Source organism: Mycolicibacterium aichiense, from assembly GCF_010726245.1.
Taxonomy (GTDB): Bacteria; Actinomycetota; Actinomycetes; order Mycobacteriales; family Mycobacteriaceae; genus Mycobacterium; species Mycobacterium aichiense.
Genome location: NZ_AP022561.1, coordinates 4,587,358 through 4,607,941 on the forward strand (window position 1 = coordinate 4,587,358; position 20,584 = coordinate 4,607,941).

General features: G+C 65.3%; 25 protein-coding genes. 10 read left to right on the plus strand and 15 right to left on the minus strand.

The window, feature by feature from the left end; translation table 11 throughout:
• Nucleotides 1-69: 69 nt before the first annotated feature.
• Nucleotides 70-1,866 (plus strand): carboxypeptidase-like regulatory domain-containing protein, encoded by a 1,797-nt coding sequence (locus tag G6N32_RS22085; RefSeq protein ID WP_147292072.1) that lies wholly within the window; start codon nt 70-72, stop codon nt 1,864-1,866.
• Nucleotides 1,867-1,879: 13 nt separating this feature from the next.
• Here the strand turns inward: G6N32_RS22085 and G6N32_RS22090 are convergent, their stop codons facing one another.
• Nucleotides 1,880-2,353 (minus strand): SRPBCC family protein, encoded by a 474-nt coding sequence (locus tag G6N32_RS22090; RefSeq protein WP_115321876.1) that lies wholly within the window; start codon nt 2,351-2,353, stop codon nt 1,880-1,882.
• A 14-nt stretch (nt 2,354-2,367) separates the two neighbouring features.
• Nucleotides 2,368-3,426 carry an NAD(P)H-dependent amine dehydrogenase family protein gene (locus G6N32_RS22095; RefSeq protein ID WP_115321877.1) on the minus strand — a complete coding sequence of 353 codons (1,059 nt, stop codon included), beginning with the start codon at nt 3,424-3,426 and terminating at the stop codon, nt 2,368-2,370.
• 84 nt (nt 3,427-3,510) lie between these two features.
• Here G6N32_RS22095 and G6N32_RS22100 point away from each other — a divergent pair, with 84 nt between their 5' ends.
• Nucleotides 3,511-4,710: a lipid-transfer protein gene (locus tag G6N32_RS22100; RefSeq protein WP_115321878.1), complete on the plus strand. Its 1,200-nt coding sequence runs from the start codon at nt 3,511-3,513 to the stop codon at nt 4,708-4,710.
• A gap of 243 nt (nt 4,711-4,953) precedes the next feature.
• Here G6N32_RS22100 and rpsR read toward each other — a convergent pair whose 3' ends face one another.
• From rpsR to rpmB, 4 genes are read right to left on the minus strand one after another with little or no spacing between them, the layout of a single operon-like run.
• Entirely contained in the window at nt 4,954-5,205 is a 252-nt protein-coding gene (gene rpsR / locus G6N32_RS22105) for a 30S ribosomal protein S18 (RefSeq protein WP_115321879.1), read from the minus strand.
• Nucleotides 5,199-5,504, minus strand: coding sequence for a 30S ribosomal protein S14 (gene rpsN, locus G6N32_RS22110; protein ID WP_115321880.1), 306 nt, complete (start codon nt 5,502-5,504; stop codon nt 5,199-5,201). The genes rpsR and rpsN overlap by 7 nt, the downstream gene beginning before the upstream one ends.
• Before the next feature lies 1 nt (nt 5,505).
• A complete protein-coding gene (gene rpmG / locus G6N32_RS22115; RefSeq protein WP_115321881.1) occupies nt 5,506-5,670 on the minus strand; it encodes a 50S ribosomal protein L33 in 165 nt (54 codons plus the stop codon).
• The gene (gene rpmB, locus G6N32_RS22120; protein WP_115321882.1) at nt 5,670-5,906 is read right to left on the minus strand and encodes a 50S ribosomal protein L28; all 237 of its coding nucleotides are present in this window, start codon (nt 5,904-5,906) and stop codon (nt 5,670-5,672) included. The genes rpmG and rpmB overlap by 1 nt, the downstream gene beginning before the upstream one ends.
• Before the next feature lie 114 nt (nt 5,907-6,020).
• Between rpmB and mrf the strand changes: the two genes are divergently transcribed.
• Together mrf and G6N32_RS22130 are read left to right on the plus strand one after the other, a co-directional pair.
• A complete protein-coding gene (gene mrf / locus G6N32_RS22125; protein ID WP_115322076.1) occupies nt 6,021-7,229 on the plus strand; it encodes a ribosome hibernation factor-recruiting GTPase MRF in 1,209 nt (402 codons plus the stop codon).
• Complete coding sequence (locus tag G6N32_RS22130; RefSeq protein ID WP_115321883.1) at nt 7,226-7,492, plus strand: type B 50S ribosomal protein L31; 267 nt, start codon at nt 7,226-7,228, stop codon at nt 7,490-7,492. Before mrf ends, G6N32_RS22130 begins: the two co-directional genes overlap by 4 nt.
• Here G6N32_RS22130 and G6N32_RS22135 read toward each other — a convergent pair.
• The gene (locus G6N32_RS22135; RefSeq protein ID WP_115321884.1) at nt 7,476-9,104 is read right to left on the minus strand and encodes a long-chain fatty acid--CoA ligase; all 1,629 of its coding nucleotides are present in this window, start codon (nt 9,102-9,104) and stop codon (nt 7,476-7,478) included. The two genes, G6N32_RS22130 and G6N32_RS22135, sit on opposite strands and share 17 nt — an antisense overlap.
• Nucleotides 9,074-10,198 (minus strand): alpha/beta fold hydrolase, encoded by a 1,125-nt coding sequence (locus G6N32_RS22140; RefSeq protein ID WP_232077248.1) that lies wholly within the window; start codon nt 10,196-10,198, stop codon nt 9,074-9,076. The genes G6N32_RS22135 and G6N32_RS22140 overlap by 31 nt, the downstream gene beginning before the upstream one ends.
• Nucleotides 10,199-10,260: 62 nt before the next feature.
• Here G6N32_RS22140 and G6N32_RS22145 point away from each other — a divergent pair, with 62 nt between their 5' ends.
• Nucleotides 10,261-10,593, plus strand: a complete 333-nt coding sequence (locus tag G6N32_RS22145) for a YnfA family protein (RefSeq protein ID WP_115321885.1) — start codon at nt 10,261-10,263, stop codon at nt 10,591-10,593.
• A gap of 42 nt (nt 10,594-10,635) precedes the next feature.
• On the opposite strand, the gene mbp1 is transcribed toward G6N32_RS22145, so the two are convergent.
• Nucleotides 10,636-10,869: a microaggregate-binding protein 1 gene (gene mbp1, locus G6N32_RS22150; protein WP_115321886.1), complete on the minus strand. Its 234-nt coding sequence runs from the start codon at nt 10,867-10,869 to the stop codon at nt 10,636-10,638.
• 253 nt (nt 10,870-11,122) lie between these two features.
• Between mbp1 and G6N32_RS22155 the strand changes: the two genes are divergently transcribed.
• On the plus strand, nt 11,123-11,437 hold the full coding sequence (locus G6N32_RS22155) for a hypothetical protein (RefSeq protein WP_115321887.1): 315 nt from the start codon (nt 11,123-11,125) through the stop codon (nt 11,435-11,437).
• On the opposite strand, the gene G6N32_RS22160 is transcribed toward G6N32_RS22155, so the two are convergent.
• From G6N32_RS22160 to G6N32_RS22170, 3 genes are all read right to left on the minus strand, one after another.
• The gene (locus G6N32_RS22160) at nt 11,434-11,820 is read right to left on the minus strand and encodes a nitroreductase/quinone reductase family protein (RefSeq protein WP_115321888.1); all 387 of its coding nucleotides are present in this window, start codon (nt 11,818-11,820) and stop codon (nt 11,434-11,436) included. The genes G6N32_RS22155 and G6N32_RS22160 overlap by 4 nt on opposite strands.
• A gap of 21 nt (nt 11,821-11,841) precedes the next feature.
• The gene (locus tag G6N32_RS22165; protein ID WP_163789387.1) at nt 11,842-12,981 is read right to left on the minus strand and encodes a YncE family protein; all 1,140 of its coding nucleotides are present in this window, start codon (nt 12,979-12,981) and stop codon (nt 11,842-11,844) included.
• 490 nt (nt 12,982-13,471) lie between these two features.
• Nucleotides 13,472-14,470: an oxygenase MpaB family protein gene (locus tag G6N32_RS22170; RefSeq protein ID WP_410432336.1), complete on the minus strand. Its 999-nt coding sequence runs from the start codon at nt 14,468-14,470 to the stop codon at nt 13,472-13,474.
• Nucleotides 14,471-14,568: 98 nt separating this feature from the next.
• On the opposite strand from G6N32_RS22170, the gene G6N32_RS22175 reads away from it, so the two are divergent.
• On the plus strand, nt 14,569-15,165 hold the full coding sequence (locus G6N32_RS22175) for a TetR/AcrR family transcriptional regulator (protein ID WP_115321891.1): 597 nt from the start codon (nt 14,569-14,571) through the stop codon (nt 15,163-15,165).
• On the opposite strand, the gene G6N32_RS22180 is transcribed toward G6N32_RS22175, so the two are convergent.
• Nucleotides 15,162-16,397: an MFS transporter gene (locus G6N32_RS22180; RefSeq protein ID WP_115321892.1), complete on the minus strand. Its 1,236-nt coding sequence runs from the start codon at nt 16,395-16,397 to the stop codon at nt 15,162-15,164. The two genes, G6N32_RS22175 and G6N32_RS22180, sit on opposite strands and share 4 nt — an antisense overlap.
• 43 nt (nt 16,398-16,440) lie before the next feature.
• The gene (locus G6N32_RS28670; RefSeq protein ID WP_197935780.1) at nt 16,441-16,914 is read right to left on the minus strand and encodes a hypothetical protein; all 474 of its coding nucleotides are present in this window, start codon (nt 16,912-16,914) and stop codon (nt 16,441-16,443) included.
• Nucleotides 16,915-17,092: 178 nt separating this feature from the next.
• Here G6N32_RS28670 and G6N32_RS22190 point away from each other — a divergent pair, with 178 nt between their 5' ends.
• Nucleotides 17,093-17,752 carry a DUF3060 domain-containing protein gene (locus tag G6N32_RS22190; protein ID WP_115322079.1) on the plus strand — a complete coding sequence of 220 codons (660 nt, stop codon included), beginning with the start codon at nt 17,093-17,095 and terminating at the stop codon, nt 17,750-17,752.
• A gap of 42 nt (nt 17,753-17,794) precedes the next feature.
• Here the strand turns inward: G6N32_RS22190 and G6N32_RS22195 are convergent, their stop codons facing one another.
• Nucleotides 17,795-18,244, minus strand: coding sequence for a cupin domain-containing protein (locus G6N32_RS22195; RefSeq protein WP_115321893.1), 450 nt, complete (start codon nt 18,242-18,244; stop codon nt 17,795-17,797).
• A 183-nt stretch (nt 18,245-18,427) separates the two neighbouring features.
• On the opposite strand from G6N32_RS22195, the gene G6N32_RS22200 reads away from it, so the two are divergent.
• Nucleotides 18,428-19,813, plus strand: a complete 1,386-nt coding sequence (locus tag G6N32_RS22200; protein WP_232077819.1) for an amino acid ABC transporter substrate-binding protein/permease — start codon at nt 18,428-18,430, stop codon at nt 19,811-19,813.
• The gene (locus G6N32_RS22205) at nt 19,810-20,583 is read left to right on the plus strand and encodes an amino acid ABC transporter ATP-binding protein (RefSeq protein ID WP_115321895.1); all 774 of its coding nucleotides are present in this window, start codon (nt 19,810-19,812) and stop codon (nt 20,581-20,583) included. Before G6N32_RS22200 ends, G6N32_RS22205 begins: the two co-directional genes overlap by 4 nt.
• Nucleotide 20,584: the final 1 nt, after the last annotated feature.

The window sequence follows — 20,584 nt, forward strand, 5'->3', positions numbered from 1 at the left end:
ATGTTCCCCGGTTCAGTCCGATACAAGTTGTTGTCGCTGTTCGTCGTCATGACAACCACTGTCGCGGCGGTGGTGATCGCCCGCCCGCCAGTCGCTTCTGCAGCACAACCACCGTCGCTGGAACCGTTTGAAGTCGAACAGGTGCTGAGCTTTTCACTTCCGCCGGGCGTGACTGTGGACTCCGCCGACGTAGCGCCCGACGATCAGCACCTCGTTGTCGAGGTCATGATCGCAGGCAATTCCCAGATCGCAACCACGGACTTGAACGGTGGTGCCTATCAGTGCATCTCGTGCGGCGTCGCGACCAACGCGACGAAGATCAAGGCCATGGGCGACAGCAAGCGAATCTGGTTCGCCAATACCTCGGGGCAACAAGGAGGTGGAGCGGGCCACATCGACTATCAGATCCTGGAGTGTGCCCCTTCGATTTATGACTGTCAGACCAAGACCAGCAGGAAAGTCCAATTTCCCGCCGGCGGCAGCCTGCTCACCGGTCAGAACCGGGAAGCCAAGCCGGACTGGTATGGCGAATACGTCACCTGGAACGAAGTCAATCCGATCGAAGGCACGCGAATGAGCATCGCGAGGCTGACGCTCAACGGTGACCAGTACACCCTGACCGACCAGCGAATCTTCAACCCGACATGGGTCAAGAAGACCGATTTTGCAGCGGATCTGGCCAACGCGGCGCACTTCTACGAAGGTGCGAGTTGGAACAACGGCGGCCGAACGCTGAAGTATCAGACCACCAGTACCGGACTCAATTACGACATCTGGCTACTCGACACGGCCACCGGCGATCGACGCCCATTGACCAGCGACCTCGACTACAACGAAGCCGGCGAGATCGCTCCTGATGGCAGGACCACCTACTTCAGCTCGGCGCGCGGGTTGAACCGCATGACCGTCTTCACACAGCTGGTCCGTCCTGCGCTGATCGACAGCGCCAGTTTCGGCCAGATCGGACGGGTCAGCTTGTGGAACAACAGGCGGTGCATGAACGAACCCTGGCTGATGGACACGGCGATTGGCCAGCAAGAAGACGGATACTCCGGCCAGCCGATCGTCATCGACCCGGCGTGGACCATCAGGGGCTGGAGTTGGTTCGATGATTCGACTCGCGCGCTGGTCAACGAACAACCGGGTCCCGGCAGCACCGGAAAACAAACGCGGATAAGCATTCTCAAGTTCCCCGCCCGCACACCGACAGTCCCCCAGACCCCGATACATCAGGATCCGGCGAAGATCGCGCAGTGGTCGGTTCCCGTCAAGGACTTCAATCCGCTGATGGGGCGCATCCGGCCGGTCCGGCTGCTGAAAGGCAAGTACTCGGGGACGGCTCTGGTGTCCTACTTCGGCGCGTATGCCTCGGGCAGGTTCTCGGTGTCCTATGCGAACTACTCCGATGACGGTGCAACGTTCTTGGACGGTGTGGAGACGGTCCTCGTGGTGCTCGCTCCCCTGACCGCTACCTGGAGTGCAAACCTGACGAGTAGAGGCGCTCGGCAAGGCTATCTACGCGGGCTCGTCGTCGTCGGCCCGGACAGCAACTACCTGGGCGGCGTGGAGTCCGCCATCAACGGTGTAAAGCTTGCGGGCATCCCAACTCAAAAGAACTGTCCCACACGATCTCAGCCACCGCTGTCGATTTCGTTTCCAGCCGGTGGGAATCGGGTGCTGGTCACCGCCGCCATTCCCGAAGACCCACAGGCTCGTCCCGTCCGTGGAGCGAAGGTTTCACTGGGCCCGTTGACGGTGACCACGAATGACGAAGGCCTCGCCGTGATCCCGTTGGTGCCAGGTGCCACGGTGAGCGCGGAAGCGGGTGGGTTCCAGCCCGCAACACAAGTCGTCGGGAGCGCGTGAAGGCCGGTGGCCGCTAGCTCAGCAGGTGATCCGACAGGGTGGCCAGAGCCTGAGCGGCGTAACCCCGCCAGATCCGGGCGAACACCGGAAGCAACGGCGCGGACAGCGCCGACTTGGGGTGCAAGGTCCATTGCCACGTGACCTTGGTGCCGGTGCCGTGTTCACTGAAGGCCCAGAGCCCCTCGACGTGATCGATCAGCGGTGCCATCGCGCCGCGGACGTCGGTGAGGGTGTAGCCGAACGCATGTGGTGCGTCCACCGTGGTCAGGGTTTCCCGCATGCCTCCGCCCCCGACCAAGACGATGGTGCGGGTCTGCCCCGCCACCGACCAGTCGCCGGTCTGGTCGTGCACGGCCTTGATTGGCGGGATCGGTCCGTACCAGCGGTGGAACAACTGGGGCAGCGGCATCGGCAGCGTCTTGGCGAACGCATCCGGTACCGCGACGGGAATGGCGCGGGACTGCTGGACGACGACGGGGTGAGCCATCTCGTCAACGATAGTCAGCGTGCGAGCTGCGGTGCTGCGCGTCCGGTGATCAGCGGCAGGTCGAAGAAGTCCGCGATGCCCGGCGCGGCGGCACAGGTCGCCGGAACGGAATTGACGCAGTGCGCCGCGGTCGCCACCACGCCGGGGTTGCTGACCAACCCTTCCTCGACGCTCTCCGGCTGCCAGCCCTTGACCGTGACGAACGTGTTCGGGTTGCCGCGCACCTCCATCTCGTAGCGCTCCCCCGCCGGGCCGAAAGACCATGCGGGATCGAGGTTTTCCTCGCCCATCAGCCAGTTGACCGTGATGCGCACGACGATGGTGTTGGTCACCACGGCGTCCCAGTGGAAGCGTCGCCCGGCGACCTGGCCGGGTTCGATCACCCCCATCGGGGAGTCGATGGGCGCGGTCGCGACGGCCACCTCCTGGGAGGTGCGGATCTGCGGCTCGGCGGCAAAACCCAGGCGGTCGACGATGAGCCGAACCGACTGGAAGAAGCCGCCGTTGAGCAGTTTCTGCATCGGTCCGGTCAGCGCGCTCTCCGGCGTTCCGCCGAAGCCCATCACATGGCGCAGCACGTCGGGTGCGCCGTAGGTCCGAAGGTCGGAGAACTCCTCGGCACGAACGTATGTCACCCCGGTGGACATCACCGACAGCAGCAGTGGGAACAGCTCGGTGGCCGCGCCCGGTCCGATCCCGGCGCCGTGCAGGGTGACGTTGCCCTCGCGGGCGGCGGCCGCCAGCGGGGCGGCTTCGGATTCACTCGGGTAGAACCAACCCAGCGGGCTGACGACGTTTTTGCCCGAGCGCAGCAGTGCGGTCACTTCCTCGACGTTGGGCAGCAAGGGCGCGTAGATCACCGCGTCGGCGTCCAGGGCGAGGATGTCGTCGATGCTATTGGTGGCCAGGACGCCCAGCGGTTCGGTTCCGATGATGTCGCCGACGTCCTTGCCGGCCTTGTCGGTGGAATGCACCCAGCAGCCGGCCAGTTCGAGTTCGGGATGTTCCAGCACACCTTTGATCGCCGCGACCCCGACCGACCCGGTTGCCCACTGCACGACTCGCAACGTCATTGGTGCTCCTCTACAGGAAACTAGAACGTGTTCCAATCGGGTCTACACTAACGGGATCGTCAGCGGAGACGGAAGGAATAGGCCATGGCCGGAACAAAGAACCGGGTGTTCGTCGTCGGGGTCGGGATGACCAAGTTCGAGAAGCCGGGCCGCCGCGAAGGCTGGGACTATCCCCAGATGGCCAACGAGTCCGGCACCAAGGCGCTGGCCGACGCCGGCATCGACTACGCCGAGGTGCAGCAGGGGTACGTCGGCTACTGCTCGGGTGACTCGACCTCCGGGCAGCGTGCGCTCTACGAGCTCGGTATGACCGGCATCCCGATCGTCAACGTCAACAACAACTGTTCGACGGGCTCGACGGCGCTGTACCTGGCCGCGCAGGCCATCCGCGGTGGTCTCGCCGACTGCACCATCGCCCTCGGGTTCGAGAAGATGCAGCCCGGCTCGCTCGGCGGCGGCGCCGACGACCGCGAGTCGCCGCTGATGCGTCACATCGTCGCCCTCAACGAGACCGACTCGATGACGTTTCCGGTGGCGCCGTGGATGTTCGGTGCGGCCGGCCGCGAGCACATGAAGAAGTACGGCACCACCGCCGAGCATTTCGCGAAGATCGGTTTCAAGAACCACAAGCATTCGGTGAACAATCCGTATGCGCAGTTCCAGGAGGAGTACACCCTCGACGACATCCTGGGCGCGAAGATGATCTCCGATCCGCTGACCAAGCTGCAGTGCTCGCCCACCTCGGACGGCTCCGGCGCGGCGATCGTGGCAAGTGAGGCGTTCGTCGACAAACACGGGCTGGCCGGTCAGGCCGTCGAGATCGTCGGGCAGGCGATGACCACCGATTTCGCGTCGACGTTCGACGGCAGCGCGGCCAACATCATCGGCTACGACATGAATGTGCAGGCTGCGCAACAGGTTTACGATCAGTCCGGTCTCGGCCCGACGGATTTCCAGGTGATCGAGTTGCACGACTGCTTCTCGGCCAACGAGCTGCTGCTCTACGAGGCCCTGGGTCTGTGCGGCGAGGGTGAGGCTCCCGAGCTGATCGACAAAGACGACACCACCTACGGCGGGCGCTGGGTGGTGAACCCGTCGGGCGGGCTGATCTCCAAGGGGCATCCGCTCGGCGCGACCGGCCTGGCGCAGTGCGCCGAGCTGACCTGGCAACTGCGCGGCACCGCGGACAAGCGTCAGGTGGACAACGTCACCGCCGCGCTGCAGCACAACATCGGTCTCGGCGGGGCGGCGGTCGTCACCGCCTACCAACGCGCGGAACGCTGAGGTCGATCCACCGCGCGGGACCGACCGGCGTGCGATCAGCACGGCACGGCTGAAGCATGGCGACCGCGCCCTGGCCCCGATGCGCCTGACAGCCGTCGGGACAGCCCTCCGGGCCCAAGAGGCACGGCGTGGAAACCAGCATTCCGCCTGAACTCTCCCGCACCATGGTCCGCAGCGCGTCGAGCACCGAGGTGTCCGGCGGCGTGCAACCGGCGCAGACCACAACAGTGAACGGCGTGGACGTCATCTCGCCCCCGGGTACGGCAACAGCGCCATCTCCCTGGCATTCTTGATGGCGGTCGCGACCTGCCGCTGCTGGCGCACCGTGAGGCCGGTGACCTTGCGCGACCGGATCTTTCCGCGTTCGGAGATGAACACCCGCAAGGTGGCGGTGTCCTTGTAGTCCACCTCGATCAGGCCCATCCCGGCGAGCATGTTGCGCCGTGGCCGGACCTCCGCGGCGGGGCGCCGGTTACGGTTCTTGGCCTTCACCAGCTCGCCTTCCGCACGCCGGGAAGCTCACCTCGGTGGGCCAGTTCGCGCACCCGGACCCGCGACAGCCCGAACTTCCGCAGATGTCCGCGGGGACGGCCGTCGACGGCGTCGCGGTTGCGCACTCGCACCGCGCTGGCGTCGCGGGGCTGACGTGCCAGTTCGCGCTGGGCGCTGAGCTTTTCGTCGGCAGTGCTGCCCGGCGAACGGATGATGCGCTTGAGTTCGCCGCGCCGCTCGGCGAAGCGGGCGACGATGTCGACGCGCTGGTCGTTCTTGACGATCTTGGATCGCTTGGCCACCTCAGCGCTCCTCTCGGAACTCGACGTGGCGACGGATCACGGGATCGTATTTCCGCAGCACCATCCGGTCGGGATCGTTGCGTCGGTTCTTCTTCGTCACGTAGGTATAACCGGTGCCGGCGGTAGACCGTAGCTTCACCGTCAGCCGGATCTCGTTGCGTGCCATCAGATTTTCTGTCCTTCCCGGCGCAAGCGCGCCACCACGGCTTCGATCCCGTCGCGGTCGATGACCTTGATGCCCTTGGCGCTGACCCGAAGCCGGACCCGCCGACCTTCGGAGGGCAGGTAGTAGGTCTTGATCTGGATGTTCGGCGACCAGCGCCGGCTGGTGCGCCGATGCGAGTGCGATACCGAATTGCCGAAACCCGGTGAGCGCCCGGTGACTTGGCATCGTGCAGACATCGACAACCCTCCTGCGGTGGTTCGTGTTATTGAAAATGGTTTTCGACAAGTGCCCTTTCGCACTGTAGCGTGTGCCGGCAGTTAATGGAAATCGTTTTCAATACGGGAGGTGTGGTGCGAACCCCGGTACTGCTCGTCGCGGGTCACGGTGACAGCGACGCCGTGACCAGAACACTGCTGCGGCAGGAGGGAACTCTGGTCGTACGGCACCACTTCGACGGCCACGTGGTGCACCGAGTTCTGGCCACCGTCCAGAACGGCGTCCCCACGTCCGCCGGTTATGTCCTGGAGCTGGAACACGGCTGCCTGTCGTGCACGGTGCGCAACGACCTGCTCCTGCTGCTGCGCAGGCTGCACCGCCGCGCCGACGTGGAGCGGATCGTCATACACCTGGAGCCCAACCTGGAGCCCGAACCTGTCTGCTGGGCCATCAACCACGTCCGGACCCGCCTGGGCCCCGGGTACCTGGACGGACCCGCCTCGCGGGATGTCGAAATCATCGGCGTCATAATCTGTTTGGATTCATCGACCTGGCTCGCGCACGCGCTCTGCGACGACGAGCTCGACGACGGGCGCACCGTGGCCCAGGTAATGGTCGGCCAAGCCGAGTTCGCCGACGTGATCGTCGCGCCGAGGGTGGACCGCACCACCGTGGCCGTCCTGCGTCGGCTGGCGCCTCGCGCGTGGATCATTCAACTGCCCGACCACGTCGAGGAAGCAGTGGCGAACCTGGAGCCCGGCGCGCGCCGTGGCCGCAGCGACGATCCGCATGGCCCGCTGCTGGACGGTGAGCCACCACTGGAGACCGACGGACAGGTCAGCATTCTCGAGTTCGCCGCCGACCGCCCGTTCCAGCCCGAGCGCCTTCACGCGGCGCTCGACGTCCTGCTGACCGGCGTGGTGCGCACCCGCGGCCGGATCTGGCTGGCCAACGAGCCCGACAACGTGATGTACCTGGAGTCCGCCGGTGGCGGCCTGCGCGTCAGCTCAGGCGGAAAGTGGCTGGCGGCGATGAGCGAATCGGAGGCCGCCTACGTCGGGCCGGAGCGCCGGGTTCTGGCAAGCCTGGCCTGGAACGACCGCTACGGCGATCGTCGAACGTCGATGACCGTTCTGGTCTGCGGGGCGGAACGCCTCGAAATCGAGGACGCGCTGCGCCGGGCGTTGGTCACCGACGACGAGATGAACAGTCCCGAAAGCTGGGCCGACTATGCCGACCCGTTCGGTCACTGGCACGAGGAGCCCTGCGGCGACGCGGCGGATATCAACGAATTGTCCTCACCCACAAACACACCCACCACCAATCACGGAGAAGACCGTTGAAACCCGATATCCACCCGGACTACCGCCCGGTGGTCTTCCAGGACGCCACAACCGGCACGACGTTCCTGACCCGTTCCACGATCACGACGTCACGCACGATCGACGTGGAGACGGCCGACGGTGTGTGCACCTACCCTCTCGTAGTCGCGGAGGTGACCGCGGACTCCCATCCGTTCTGGACCGGCGAGCGCCGGATCATGGACGCGGCGGGGCAGGTCGAGAAGTTCCGTCGCCGGTACGGCCGGACTACCCGAGGTAGGTGACGTCGTAGACGTCGTCGGCGTGCCTGGCGCGGATGGTCTTCTTGTCGTACTTGCCGACGCTGGTACGCGGGATCTCATCTACGAATGTCCACCGTTCCGGGAGCCACCACCGAACGACCTTGTCGGACAGGAAATTCCGTAGTTCCTCCGGCGAGGCCTGCGCCCCCTCGTGCAGCACCACCGCGGCCAGCGGCCGTTCCTGCCAGCGTTCGTCGGGCACCCCGACCACCGCGGCTTCCCGGACGGCGGGGTGGGCGATCAGACAGTTCTCGAGTTCGACCGACGAGATCCACTCACCGCCGGATTTGATGACGTCCTTGGCGCGGTCGGTCAACGTGATGTAGCCCTGACCGTCGATACGCCCCACGTCCCCGGTGCGCAACCAGCCCGACTGGAACTTCGACTCGTCGGTGTTGCGGTAGTAGGAGCCGGTGATCCATGCACCGCGAACCTCCAGTTCCCCGACCGCCTCGCCGTCGTTGGGCAGCACCGCGCCCGCGTCGTCGACGATGCGGGTTTCCACACCGCAGATCGGCCGGCCCTGCGTTCCGCGTACCTCCCACTGCTTTTCGGGGCTCAAGCCGGGCGGCGGCCAGGCCAGGGTGGCGATCGGCGACGTTTCGGTCATCCCCCACAGCTGGCGGATCTCCACGTCGAACTTCTCCTCGAACGCCTTCATCAACGACACCGGAACAGCCGAACCGCCGCAGGACACCAGCCGCAGCGACGAGATGTCATGACCGGGGTTGCGGTCCAGATGGTTCATCACGTCGTTCCAGATGGTCGGCACCGCGCCGGCCACCGTCGGACGCTGGCTTTCGATCAGCGTCACCAACGAGGTGGGATCCATGAATCGGTCGGGCAGCACCAGATCGGCACCGGCCATCAATGCCGCATAGGGCAGACCCCAGGCATTGGCGTGGAACATCGGCACTATCGGTAAAGCCTTGTCGGAGAAGCTGAGTCCGAGCCCGTTACCGCTGCAGACCGCCATCGAGTGCAGGTAGTTCGACCGGTGCCCATAGACCACACCCTTCGGATGACCGGTTGTTCCGCTGGTGTAACACATTGCGGCAGCCGAATTTTCGTCGATCTCCGGCCAATCGAACTCATCGGACTCGGCCCCGAGGACGTCGTGGTAGCGCACCACCCGCTTGCCCGATGCCTCGAACGGCTCCAGATCGCCGGAGCCGACGGCGATCACCGTGTGCACCGTCTCCATCTTGGGCAGCACGGGGGCCAGGATCGGAGCCAGCGACAGGTCGGCGATCACCACCTGATCCTCGGCCTCGTACGCGACGAACTCGATCTGCTCAGGGAACAACCGGATGTTCAGCGTGTGCAGCACCGCCCCCATCGAGGGCACCGCGACGTAGGCCTCCAGGTGTTCCTGGTTGTTCCACATGAAGGTGGCAACCCGGTCATCGCCCGCGATGCCCAGGCGCCGCAACGCATTGGCCAGCCGGGCGGCCTGCGCTCCGACCTCGCGGTAGGTGGCGTGCCGGAACCCGTCGCCGGTCGCAGTGGTGACGGTCCGATCGCCGTGAACCGTGGCGGCGTAGCGCAGGATCGCGGAAACGGTCAGCGGAAAGTTCTGCATCGTGCTCTGCATGGCCCGAATCTATCGCGACGGGCAACGCAGCAGGTCCGGGATCGGCTACCCGGTCGATGCGACCGGTGCCCGTCGACGGGCCGGCCACCGGAAACCGAAGAGGCGACGGCGCGGCTGCCGGCGCGCGGCCGGAGCAATTCGAGTTGGACAGGCTCGAGCTCGTCGGCGGCCAGGTCCGGGGTATCCCGGTACACCCGTTCCAGTGCCCGGCCGAGTTCTGCGCCGAGCAACTGGCGCACCATGTCGGCGCCCTGACGCGGGTGAGCCAACATCCACGAATGGTGCGCGCCCGGAACCCGGTAGAGGGTGGCATCGGCACGCTCAGCCATGTCGTAGGCGTTCTCGAACGGCACGACGCCGTCCTTCTCGCCGTGGACGACGATCGTGGGCACACCGTTGGTGCGCATGGCGACCAGCTTGTCGGCGAAGTCGCCGGAGCCCAGCAGCGCCCGCAGGGAGCCGGTCAGTCCGAATGGCGCACGCGCGTTTCGCACCAACGCACCCGCCATCAGCCGCACGTAGCCGGCCAATTCACCGACCGGGAGCCGCCTCGGGTCGCCTTGGGCGTCGACGGCAACGGCCAGCAACCGCTCGACAACCGCGCGCGGCGAGCGGTGCCCGGGCGAGATCGACTCGTCGAACGGGGCGCCTGCGGCGGCGTTGAGCAAGACAGCCGCCAAGACCCGCTCGGGTGCGCGCGACGCCAGGTCGACGATCATCCGTCCGCCCATGGAGTGGCCGAGAAAGACCGCTTTACCGACGCCCATCGAATCCAGGGCGCGCAGCGTCAGATCGACGCGGCCTTCCAGCGTGGCCTGGGCGGGCAGTGTCGGCGTTCCGCCATGCCCGGCGGCGTCGAGAGCGATCACGGTGAATCCCAGCGCCCCCAGCCGACTCAGCAGCCGCAGATAGGCCCGCGCGTTCAGCCCGTATCCGTGTAGGAACACCAGCGGGACGCCGCGACCCCCGGTCGAGACCCCGACCCGGTGGCCGTCGTCCAGGCGCAGCACGTCGTGGCTGAGCCGGACCCGGGTGCCGGAAGGCAATTCTGCGGCGGACACCGGGCTGGTGTTGACCACAGGTCGGGCTCCCACACTGTGTCGTTGGCGACTGCTCGGCGTGGGTGTGAGCAACTCGCCCGTGCCATGCTGACCCGATGGCTGTGCTGAAATCCGCGGCTCTGTTCCTGGCTGCGGCGCTTCTGGAGATCGGTGGCGCCTGGCTGGTGTGGCAGGGCATCCGCGAGCACCGGGGCTGGATTTGGGCCGGTTTCGGCGTAATCGCTTTGGGCGCTTACGGTTTCATCGCGACGCTGCAGCCCGACGCACACTTCGGCCGGATTCTTGCAGCTTACGGCGGGGTGTTCATCGCGGGTTCACTGCTGTGGGGAATGGCGGCCGACGGGTTCCGTCCAGACCGCTGGGATGTGACCGGTTCGGTGATCTGCCTGTTGGGAGTGGCACTGATCATGTACGCGCCACGACGCTGAAAAAAAGAACCCGGCCGGTTATCTCCGGCCGGGTTCTTCCGTCTACTGGTGCGACTCCTGCCGCTTCTCTTGGGCCTTGGCCTCGCCGCGAGCCTTTTCGGCCTCGGCTTCCTTGGCCGCAGCGTCGCGCTGAGCCTCGGCCTTGTCCTGCTGGGCCTTGCCTTCTTCGGTGAGGTCATCGCTGCCGGTCACGGCGCCGACGGCTTCCTTGGCCTTGCCCTTGACGTCTTCGACGACGCCCTTGATGCCCTCTTCGGGTCCGCTGTTGCCTGCCATAGGTCCTCCTTGGCGTACGTTCCTGCAGTGCAGGATGAGGCGCATGCGCACCGTGCATCCCATTGATCGGGCAATTTCTCGCGCGGCGCCAATCGTTTTCGACCGTGTGACCGCGCATCCACCCGCAAGGGCGGGGTTCCCGGCCCTGCCGCGGCTAAACAACTCCGGGCGAATCTTCGGGAGCGGGAACGTTTTCGTCGGCAACGACGATGTAGTTGGAGGATCATTGGGCGGGAAAAGAGGAGGCGCGATCATGCGGACCGCATATGCGCTCGCCGCGGTGGCGGCCGCGGGTGGCATCGTCGCAGGGCCGGCCGCGACGGCCTGGGCCGACAGTTCGGCTCAGGCCACGATCAATCAGCTGCAGAATCAGGGTTACACGGTGAACATCGACCGCATCGGCACCGGTCCGATGTCGAAGTGCGTGGTCACGAACGTGCGCAATCCCCAGACCGTCACTCAGTGGGTGCCCTACACCGGACCGGGGCGGGGCAACAATCGCACCATCCTGGTGCCGGTCGTCACCAGCCAGACGATCTCGGTGTCACTGGACTGCAGCGCTCACTAGTCCAAGTCCACGCGGATGGTGAGCAGGTTGTCTCCCATCGCGCGCACCGCCGCACTGTTCATCCGCGGAAGCTTGGCCAGTCGCGCTCGCGCGTCGTCTCCAGGTAGCACCACCGCGGTACCGCTGTGCCAGCGACCGCGGATGCGGACCCGTACCCGCGGGTTGGCCGCGATGTTGCGGACGTATTGGGATCGATCGCCGAATTCCGACACCAACCAGAACGTGTCACCGTCGAGTCGACCGCCGATCGGGGTGGTCCGCGGTCGGCCGGATTTTCGCCCGGTCGTTTCCAGCAGCGTCTGAATCGGGACCAGCCGCATCAGTGGGTTGGCTACCCGCCGCTGGACGACGTTGACGACGCGCTGCCGGGGAGTCGCACTCATGACTCCATCGTGGCAGGCCGGTCAGGAAGCGGCGACGGCCAACTGCGGCTGCGGCGCTGCCGGATCCAGCCGAACGGCGGTGATCGCACCCGCGTAGTCGGCCGCGTACAACCGGTTCCGCACCGGGTCGACAGCGAGGCAGGACAGCTGCGGGCCGATGGCGACGCTGTCGACGATCTCGGTGGTGGCGGTGCACATCACCGCGATCTCGTCACGGTCGACGATGTAGGCGCACGCACCGCCGCGGCTGAGCACCAGTTGCGTGGGGACGCCGCCCATGTCGATGGTGTCGGTCACCCGAGCACCGGCGACGTCGATGACATGGATGACGCCGCCGAGCTCGATGTCCCATCCGGTGGCAAAAACGGTGCGGCCGTTGGGCACAACAGCGATGTCACCGATCGAGCCGTCGATGGACACGGCGGCCTTGACCGCGCGGGCCCTGGTGTCGATGATCGCCAGCATGCCGCCCATCGGGGTGCTCAACGCGGCGAACAGACGGGTGCCGTCGGCGTTGAGCCGAACCGTCTCGATGGAGGCGCCGGGCGCGGCCGGGATGGCCACGTCGGTGACCGAGCCGGATTCGATGTCGATGACCGCGATATCGACACCATCCTCGCCGGTCCTGCCGACGTAGAGCACGTCGCCGGCCGGGCTGACGGCCAGGCCGGAGAGGGTCATGTCGAAAGTCTTGGCCGCGAGCGGGGTCGCGGTGCGGGTGTCGACGGCGACGACGGCGTCCTCGGCGTTGGAGGCCGCACTGACATAGGCGCGGTCACCGACGATGACGGCCGCGTAGGGCTCGCTGATCCCGTCGATGGTCGCGGTGACCGACAGCGTCGCGGTGTCGATGACGCACACCACGTCGGCGCCGTAGTGGGCGGTGACCAGATGACGGCCGTCGGGGCTGACGGCGATGTCGCTGACGGGTCCATGCCCGGCGGCGAGTGTGCGCGCAACGGTCATGACCGGCGCCGCGATCGGCTCGGTCAGCGGCTCCAGTTCGGCGCCGCCCAGCAGCTGCGGCAGCAGATCACCGATCGGGGCTCGCCGGATCGAGGGCAGCGCCGACAGCCACAAAGAGCGCTCTGCGGCGACCCGCTCAGCCACCGCGACACCGGTGACATTGGACCCTTCCGTAACTCCCGTTGTGTTTGCCATGATCTCGTACCTCCGGCGGCCTGGACTGCGCCGCGCATTGTCTTTAGTCGTTTTCGCGTTACCTGCCGGTAACCGCCTGGGTCGAGTGTAGCGAGTCAATTCACGGAGAATTCGCGGCTTTTCAGAACCCATTACCAAGCACTCCGAAGATCTCAGCACCTGCTAAGACAACGATCGTTATCATTTCGTTGCAAAGGCATGGCAGCCCCGGAGAAATACCGGCTGACGTGCATTTTTGCCAGCATTCAAGATCACAAACGAATGAACGCAAAGCGCCGCGTCCTTAGAATTTCTTACCGACCCCAAGCCGAAAGAGGCACAAATCACAATGCCTCAGCCGCGTCTAAATTCTTAAGGAAAATCCTTATTTTATTGACGCGCTCGGAGCCTCGGCGGGGCAGGATTCGATCCGAAGCGATCTTGATCCCGAACGTGTTCGCTGATCGGCGCGCTTAGCGAGTGCGTCTCAGCAATTCGCCAGTGGTCCAGATCACACCATGTATTCGACAGTCTCACGGCTGCGGATCGGGTCGCTGCCCAAGACGTAGGACGGCTCCGTGTGGTCCACCATCGTGCCGTCGGCCACCCGCCGGCAGGCTTGCTGGAACTCCGGCAGTGGATCCATCGCAAGGTGTGTCCCGTTGAGGGCGGCCCAGGTTGCGGCACGCCGCGCGGCCCGTTCGACCGGATGAGGCGGTTGATACCCGAGCATCTGCGCCGCCCAGTCGGGCATGCTGTCGCGGATGGCCCAGTCGAAGAACTTGGCCTCCTGCGGAACGTCCGGATTGTTCTGCAGGTTGGGTCCGGTGAACATGGCGGCACCGTGGGTCAGAGCAAGCCGCGGCAGATACGACCGCAGGCAATCCAGGGTCTCGGCCTTGGTCGATGGCAGGTCGGTGCCGCCAAGGGCATGGCCGACCCTGACGAACTCGCCGTAATAGCGGTCGATGTTGCGCAGCGGCGTCGGGTGATAGAGCTCGTGGCCCGTCGCGATTCCCCACACGACAGTGGCGTAATTCCAGCGCAGCCATTCCGGATCGTCGGCGTCGTAGGGCAGGCCGTCGGGTCGCACCCCCTTGATCGTGTGGTGCATAGCCCGCACGGTTTCGGCGACCCGCTCGGCGGTGGCGGTGGATCCGTAGGCGGTTCCGATGAAGAACGCCACCGAGTGCGCCAGACGAATCCCGGACCCCTTGAGATCCAGCCGGCCCGTGGGGTTGCCGTCGTCATCGTGCTCGACCACCCGGGAGTGGTCGGAGCCCATCCAGAAGATGCTCGGATCGAAGCGTTCGATGAACGCGGCGCACTGCAGTCCGAAGATCAGTGCGGGGGTGTGCGAATGAACATGCCAGACCGCGCTTCCGGGACCGAACCAGCCCGGGTCACCTTCCGGCTCGGCGAACTCCAGCCCACGGAAGAACTTTCCTCGGATGTTCTTGTCGAAATCGCTTCTGATCTTGCGCTCGAGAAGCTGGTGCGGCAGCGGCAGTTTCATCTCGGCTGGTCCCTTCCGGCAAGCACGCCATTTTGGTTACGCCCGTAACCAAAATAACACGGCGCCGACCGATCGCCGTATATCCTCGGCCGATGCCGAGTGCCACCCGGTGGGCGGGTCTATCCGCGACCGACCGACAGGCCGAGCGCCGGGCCCTTCTGGTCCGCGCCGCCTACGTGTTGTTCGGCGACGGCGGCGAAACCGCGGTGTCCGTGCGGTCGGTGTGCCGGGAAGCCGAACTCAACACGCGTTACTTCTATGAGAGCTTCAGCGATACCGACGCGCTTCTGGGCGCCGTGTACGACGAGGTGGCCGGAGAACTCGGCGGGCTACTGACCGCGGCGATGGCCGGTGCCGCCAACCGGCGGGCCCGGCTTGCGGCCGGCATCCGAGCCGTGCTCGAGTTCAGTTCGGCAGACCCGCGGCGGGGCAAGATCCTGTTCACCGAAGCTCGCACCAACCCGGCACTGGCGGCTCGCCGGACCCTGGCCCAGGACCACGTCCGCGAGCTCGTGCTTGACGAGCATCGCCGGACCGCGCCCGAATCCGACCGGGTGGCAACCGAAGTCGGCGCCGCGATGTATGCGGGCGCGATGGCCGAGTTGGCTCAGCAGTGGCTGGCCGGCACCCTTGGCGATGATGTCGACGCCGTCGTCGCCCACGCCGTTCGGCTACTGCTGCCGAACTAGCCCTCTCGGCCGGGCGCCACCCACACCGCCGCCATCCCGGCCAGCACGTTGAGTCCCAGGATCGTGATGATCGGACCGACCACCGCGGCGCTCTGAGCCACCGCGCCGAGTGCCGCACCGAGAAGCGACGACTCCACGGCGATGATCAGCGAACCGAAACCCAGCAGGGTGGCGCGGTGATCCTCGGGGGCGAACGCGCCGATCCAGGCCAAACTGGCGCTGAAGATGGCTTGGTTGGCCATCGTCGCCAGGATGAACACGATGCCGTAGATCCAGATGTGGTTGAGGTCGTCGCGGTACTCCATCACCACGCAGATGGCGGCGGCCGCCGACCCGAGCAGAGCGCTGTTGATCAGCATGCCGCGCACCCCCAGGGCACGGCTGACGAAGCGCCAGAACAGTGCGCCCGCCACCATGCCGATACTCGAGGAGATCACCAGGACGTGCAGGCTGCCTGCGGTGTCGCTGTGATTCACCGACGCATGGATGCTGTAGAACGACGTGCCGAGGCTGACCGGGACGAACAGCAACTGGACGAGCGCATAGCGGCGAAACCACGATTGTGACCGCGCTGCCCGCACACCGTCGCGGTAGGTGTCCTTGAACGTCACCCGGTCGACCTCGGACGCACGCACCGGACCGATGAACACCGCGGCGATCGCGGCGGCAAGCAGTCCCGACGAGCCCAGCCAGAGCAGGTCCAGATGGCTGTGGGCGGGGTCGCGCTGAGCTAGGAAAGGCAGCAGCACCAGAGTCGTCCCGATCGCCAGTATCGCGCCGATCGCACCCTGCGTGAGAATCAGATCGCTGCGGCGCTGTTCTGCCAACTTGCTCGAAACCACCTCCGAGAAAGCAACTTTCGAGACTCCCCCGACGATTCCGGTGGCAAGTGAGACCGCAAGGAAGATACCCGCGATGAACCACTTGGTCCACGCCGAGAACGCGCTGATCACCACCAGGGTCGCCATCAGAAATGTGGTGGCCGCGATGACCAGGTGTTTGAGGTGGCGAGCTCGGGCGAGGACGTAGGGCGACAGGGAGTTACCCCCGACGATCCCGATGCAGTAGGCGGGGTAGAGCAGCCCGGCGGCCCAGTAGTACCCCTCCTGGGCGCAGATGAACGGCAGGACCACCGATACGTTGGCCAGCTGGGTGCCCGTCGTGTAGAGCGTGCCCTGGGTGAGCAGCACACGATAGGCCCGGCCCGGCGCCGGCGAAGTCACCTCGGTCATCGACCTCCACTTCCGCGGAGAAGTTGCCGAGAGGACCGTATACCTAGGCAGCCAGGCGAGCAGGACGAAACGCGACGATCGGCAGCCGGTGCGCGAGGTCGACGTGCGCGGCCGGGCTTCCGTCGTACTCCCGGCACAGCAGGATCCCCATCACCCGGTAGACGATGGGCCGGATCAGCCAGTGGCGCCGTTCGTATTCGGCGATCACCGCGACGGCCTCCGGCTCACTGAGCACCCGGTGCTCGGCAGAGAATGTCACCCCACCCATCTCGATTGATGCCGGCGAACCGGAGGCGATGTCGCGGAACCACTCACATGACGGTCCGAGACCGGCGATAACCATCACCTCGTCGTCGCTGGCGCCGATGACTTCGAGTACCGTGCGGCAGCCGCACGACTCGGATCCGCCGTGACTGAGGCGAACGAAGCGCTTGCCGAGCAGCCGGCCGAAGCCGTGCTCGTAGATCTCGACCGGCGTGTGCAGCGCCAGCCGGATGATGGGATGCGGTCGAACCATGCCGGCAGATACCCGGAGGTGACCACCGCAAAACGGGCGCTTTCGACATCAATCAATGACCCTTTCGAGGTCAAACACCGGCGATGTCGCGCTCACCCACAAGTTTGGCCTCATCAGCCCCCGGACAAGCACGTGTGGGCAATATTCTGTCGGCACCGGAACCGAGGAGCGCGAGGCGATGAACCCAGACGACGATCCCGAGAAACGCATTCAGCAACTCGAGCGTCCGCTGACCGAGCAGGCGCACACCAGCGAGCTGGGGATCTCCGGACCGCCGAGCAGCTGGGCGCCGCCTCCCCCCGGCTATTACGGCCCGCCGATGCCGCAGCCGTCCGTTTCGTCATCCACCCCGGGCTTGAGACTCGGCTGGATTGTGTTCGTGCTGTTGGTGCTTGGGCTCACCGTAGGCGGTGGCGCGATCCTCATCACCAGTCACCTCAACGCCAGCCGGACGTCGCCGGGCCTGCCCACCATCTCCGGCGGCGGTGGCACGTTCACCACGGCCATCCGGCCCAGCCGCAGCACCCCGGCTCCCCCGTCGAATTCGGCTGCCACCGAGGCCCCGCCTGAAGCAGGCCAGAATCTCAGCGTCTCCGGTGTCAACGAGAACAAGCGGCTCGCGTGCGACGACAGCGTGGTCACCATCAGCGGCATGGACAACACCGTGGTGATCACCGGCCGCTGCAAGCGCGTTCAGGTGTCCGGCATGAACAATATCGTCACCGTCGATGCGGCCGACGCCATCGAGGCATCCGGGATGGACAACAAGATCACCTACCACGTCGGCTCACCGACGATCGACAAGTCGGGCTTCTCCAATACTGTCCAGCAGGGTTGACGTAGTTCTCGACGAAAGATATTGGCAAATACCGGGATCGGACTATTCAGCGCACACGTCGGCAGCGTCCTCGCGGACCGGGGCGGCGACCGGCAGCGTGTAGGTGACGACGACCTCGGCGCGCGAACCGGATTCGTTGGCGACGCGATGCGCAACGCCGGCCGGAATCGCGACCGCCTGCCCGGCGGCGTAGGTCACCGGGGTACACATACCGGCGGTCTGCAATGCCACCGCGCCGCCGGTGATCACCGACAATTCGGTGCCGGGGTGGGTGTGCCAACCGCTGGTCGCGCCGGGCGCCATCGACAGGCTCTGGACGATCTGCGTCGCGGGCCCGTCGGTGGTGATCGACACCGGCGTCTCGGTGTCTCCCTTGGCGAGGTCGATGCGCGTCACGTCGCCGCCGGCTGGCGTCGCCGAGGCCGTTACGGTGGTCATCGCCGGGCACAGCAGCAGCGCGATCGCGGCGCAGGTCACCAGTCGGATGGTCATGACACTCCTCGTCGTCGATGGGCAGTTAGCCAGACACGCGGCGAGTCTTGACGTTAGCGTGAACTGCACGCGCACAATCGGAAAATGGGAGGGCAGCGCATGCCGACCGGATGGTTACGCCGAAAGTCTCACCGAAGTACTGCGCGGGGGTTTGCCTTGGTGGCGCTGGCCGCCGTCTTGGCAATGCTCACCACCGGACTGTTCGCGCCCGCGCGGGCATCAGCCGACGGCGAGAACTACCTGATCGCCACCGACACCACCTTCGCTCCGTTCGAATTCCAGGACAAGCAAGGCAATTTCGTCGGAATCGACATGGATCTCATCCGCGCGATCGCCGAGGATCAGAAATTCACCGTCGACATCAAACCGCTCGGCTTCGACGCTGCACTGCAGGCCGTACAGGCCAATCAGGTCGACGGCGTGATCGCCGGTATGTCGATCACCGACAAGCGCAAACAGGTCTTCGATTTCTCCGAGCCGTACTTCGAGTCCGGTATTCAGATGGCGGTGCTGAAGACCAACAACGACATCAAGTCCTATGAGGACCTGCGCGGCCAGCGGGTGGCGGTCAAGAACGGCACCCAGGGCGCGACCTTCGCCAACTCCATCAAGGACAAGTACGGCTTCCAGGTGGTCTCGTTCGCGGACTCCTCGTCGATGTTCGACGAGGTCAAGACCGGCAACTCCGTGGCGGTATTCGAGGATTACCCGGTGCTGCTGTACGGCATCGCGCAAGGCAACGGCTTCAAGACCGTCACCCCCAAAGAGGAGCCGACCGGCTACGGCTTCGCGGTGAACAAGGGCCGCAACGCCGAGCTGATCAAGAAGTTCAACGCCGGTCTGGACAACCTCAAGAAGTCCGGGAAGTACGACCAGATCGTCAACAGCTACCTCGGTGAAGGCGCCTCGAAGGATGACAATTCATTCTTCGGGCTGATCAAGAGCACCTACCCGATCCTGCTGCAGGGGCTGAAGATGACCGTCATATTGACGGTCGTCTCGATCGCGATCGCCCTGGTACTCGGAGTCATCTTCGGCCTGTTCCGGGTATCCCGGTCTATCGTGCTGCGTGCGATCGGCACGACGTTCGTCGACATCTTCCGCGGCACACCACTACTGGTGCAGGCCTTCTTCATCTACTTCGGCATCCCATCGGCGCTGGGCTTCCAGATGAGCGCGCTGACCGCGGGCATCATCACCCTGTCGCTGAACGCGGGCGCGTACATGACCGAAATCGTGCGCGGCGGCATTCAGTCCGTCGACAAAGGACAGATGGAGGCGGCCCGCAGTCTGGGCATCGGATATCTGCCGACGATGCGAAAAGTCATACTGCCCCAGGCCATCCGGACGATGATCCCGTCGTACATCAACCAGTTCGTGATCACGCTGAAGGACACCTCGATCCTGTCGGTGATCGGCATCGCCGAACTGACGCAGACCGGCCGCATCATCATCGCCGGCAACTTCCAGTCGTTCAAGATGTGGCTGATCATCGGGATCATCTACTTCATCGTCATCATGGCGCTCACCAAACTCTCCGACCGCGTCGAGAAAAGGATCGTGAAATGACCGACCTCGTTCCCGATTCCGCCGAAACGAAGCCGGAAGGCACGGTGATGATCCACATCGAAGAGCTCAAGAAGTCGTTCGGTGAACTCGTGGTCCTCGACGGCATCACCACCGACATCAAGCAGGGCGAGGTGGTGTGCGTCATCGGCCCGTCCGGGTCGGGAAAGTCGACGTTCCTGCGCTGCCTGAACAAGCTCGAGGACATCACCGCGGGCAAAGTGATGGTCGGCGACTTCGATCTCACCGACCGCAAAGTCGACCTCGACAAGGTTCGCCAGCACATCGGCATGGTGTTCCAGCATTTCAACCTGTTTCCGCACATGACAGTCCTGCAGAACGTCACGCTGGCGCCGCTGACGACCAAGAAGATGGACAAGGCCGCGGCCGAGAAGAAGGCGATGGAGCTGCTCGGCCAGGTCGGTCTCGCTGAGAAGGCCCACGTGAAGCCCGCGACGCTCTCCGGGGGCCAGAAGCAGCGGGTGGCGATCGCGCGGGCACTGGCGATGGATCCGTCGATCATGTTGTTCGACGAGGCGACGAGTGCCCTGGACCCGGAGATGGTCGGCGACGTTCTGCAGGTACTGCGAGACCTGGCCGAGGGCGGTATGACGATGGTGGTCGTCACCCATGAGATGGGTTTCGCCCGCGAGGTCGCCTCGCGGGTGATCTTCATGGCTGACGGCAACATCGTCGAGGACGATGCCCCCGACCAGGTTTTCGACCACCCCAAAAGCGAACGGCTGCAGGAGTTCCTGTCGAAGGTGCTGTGAA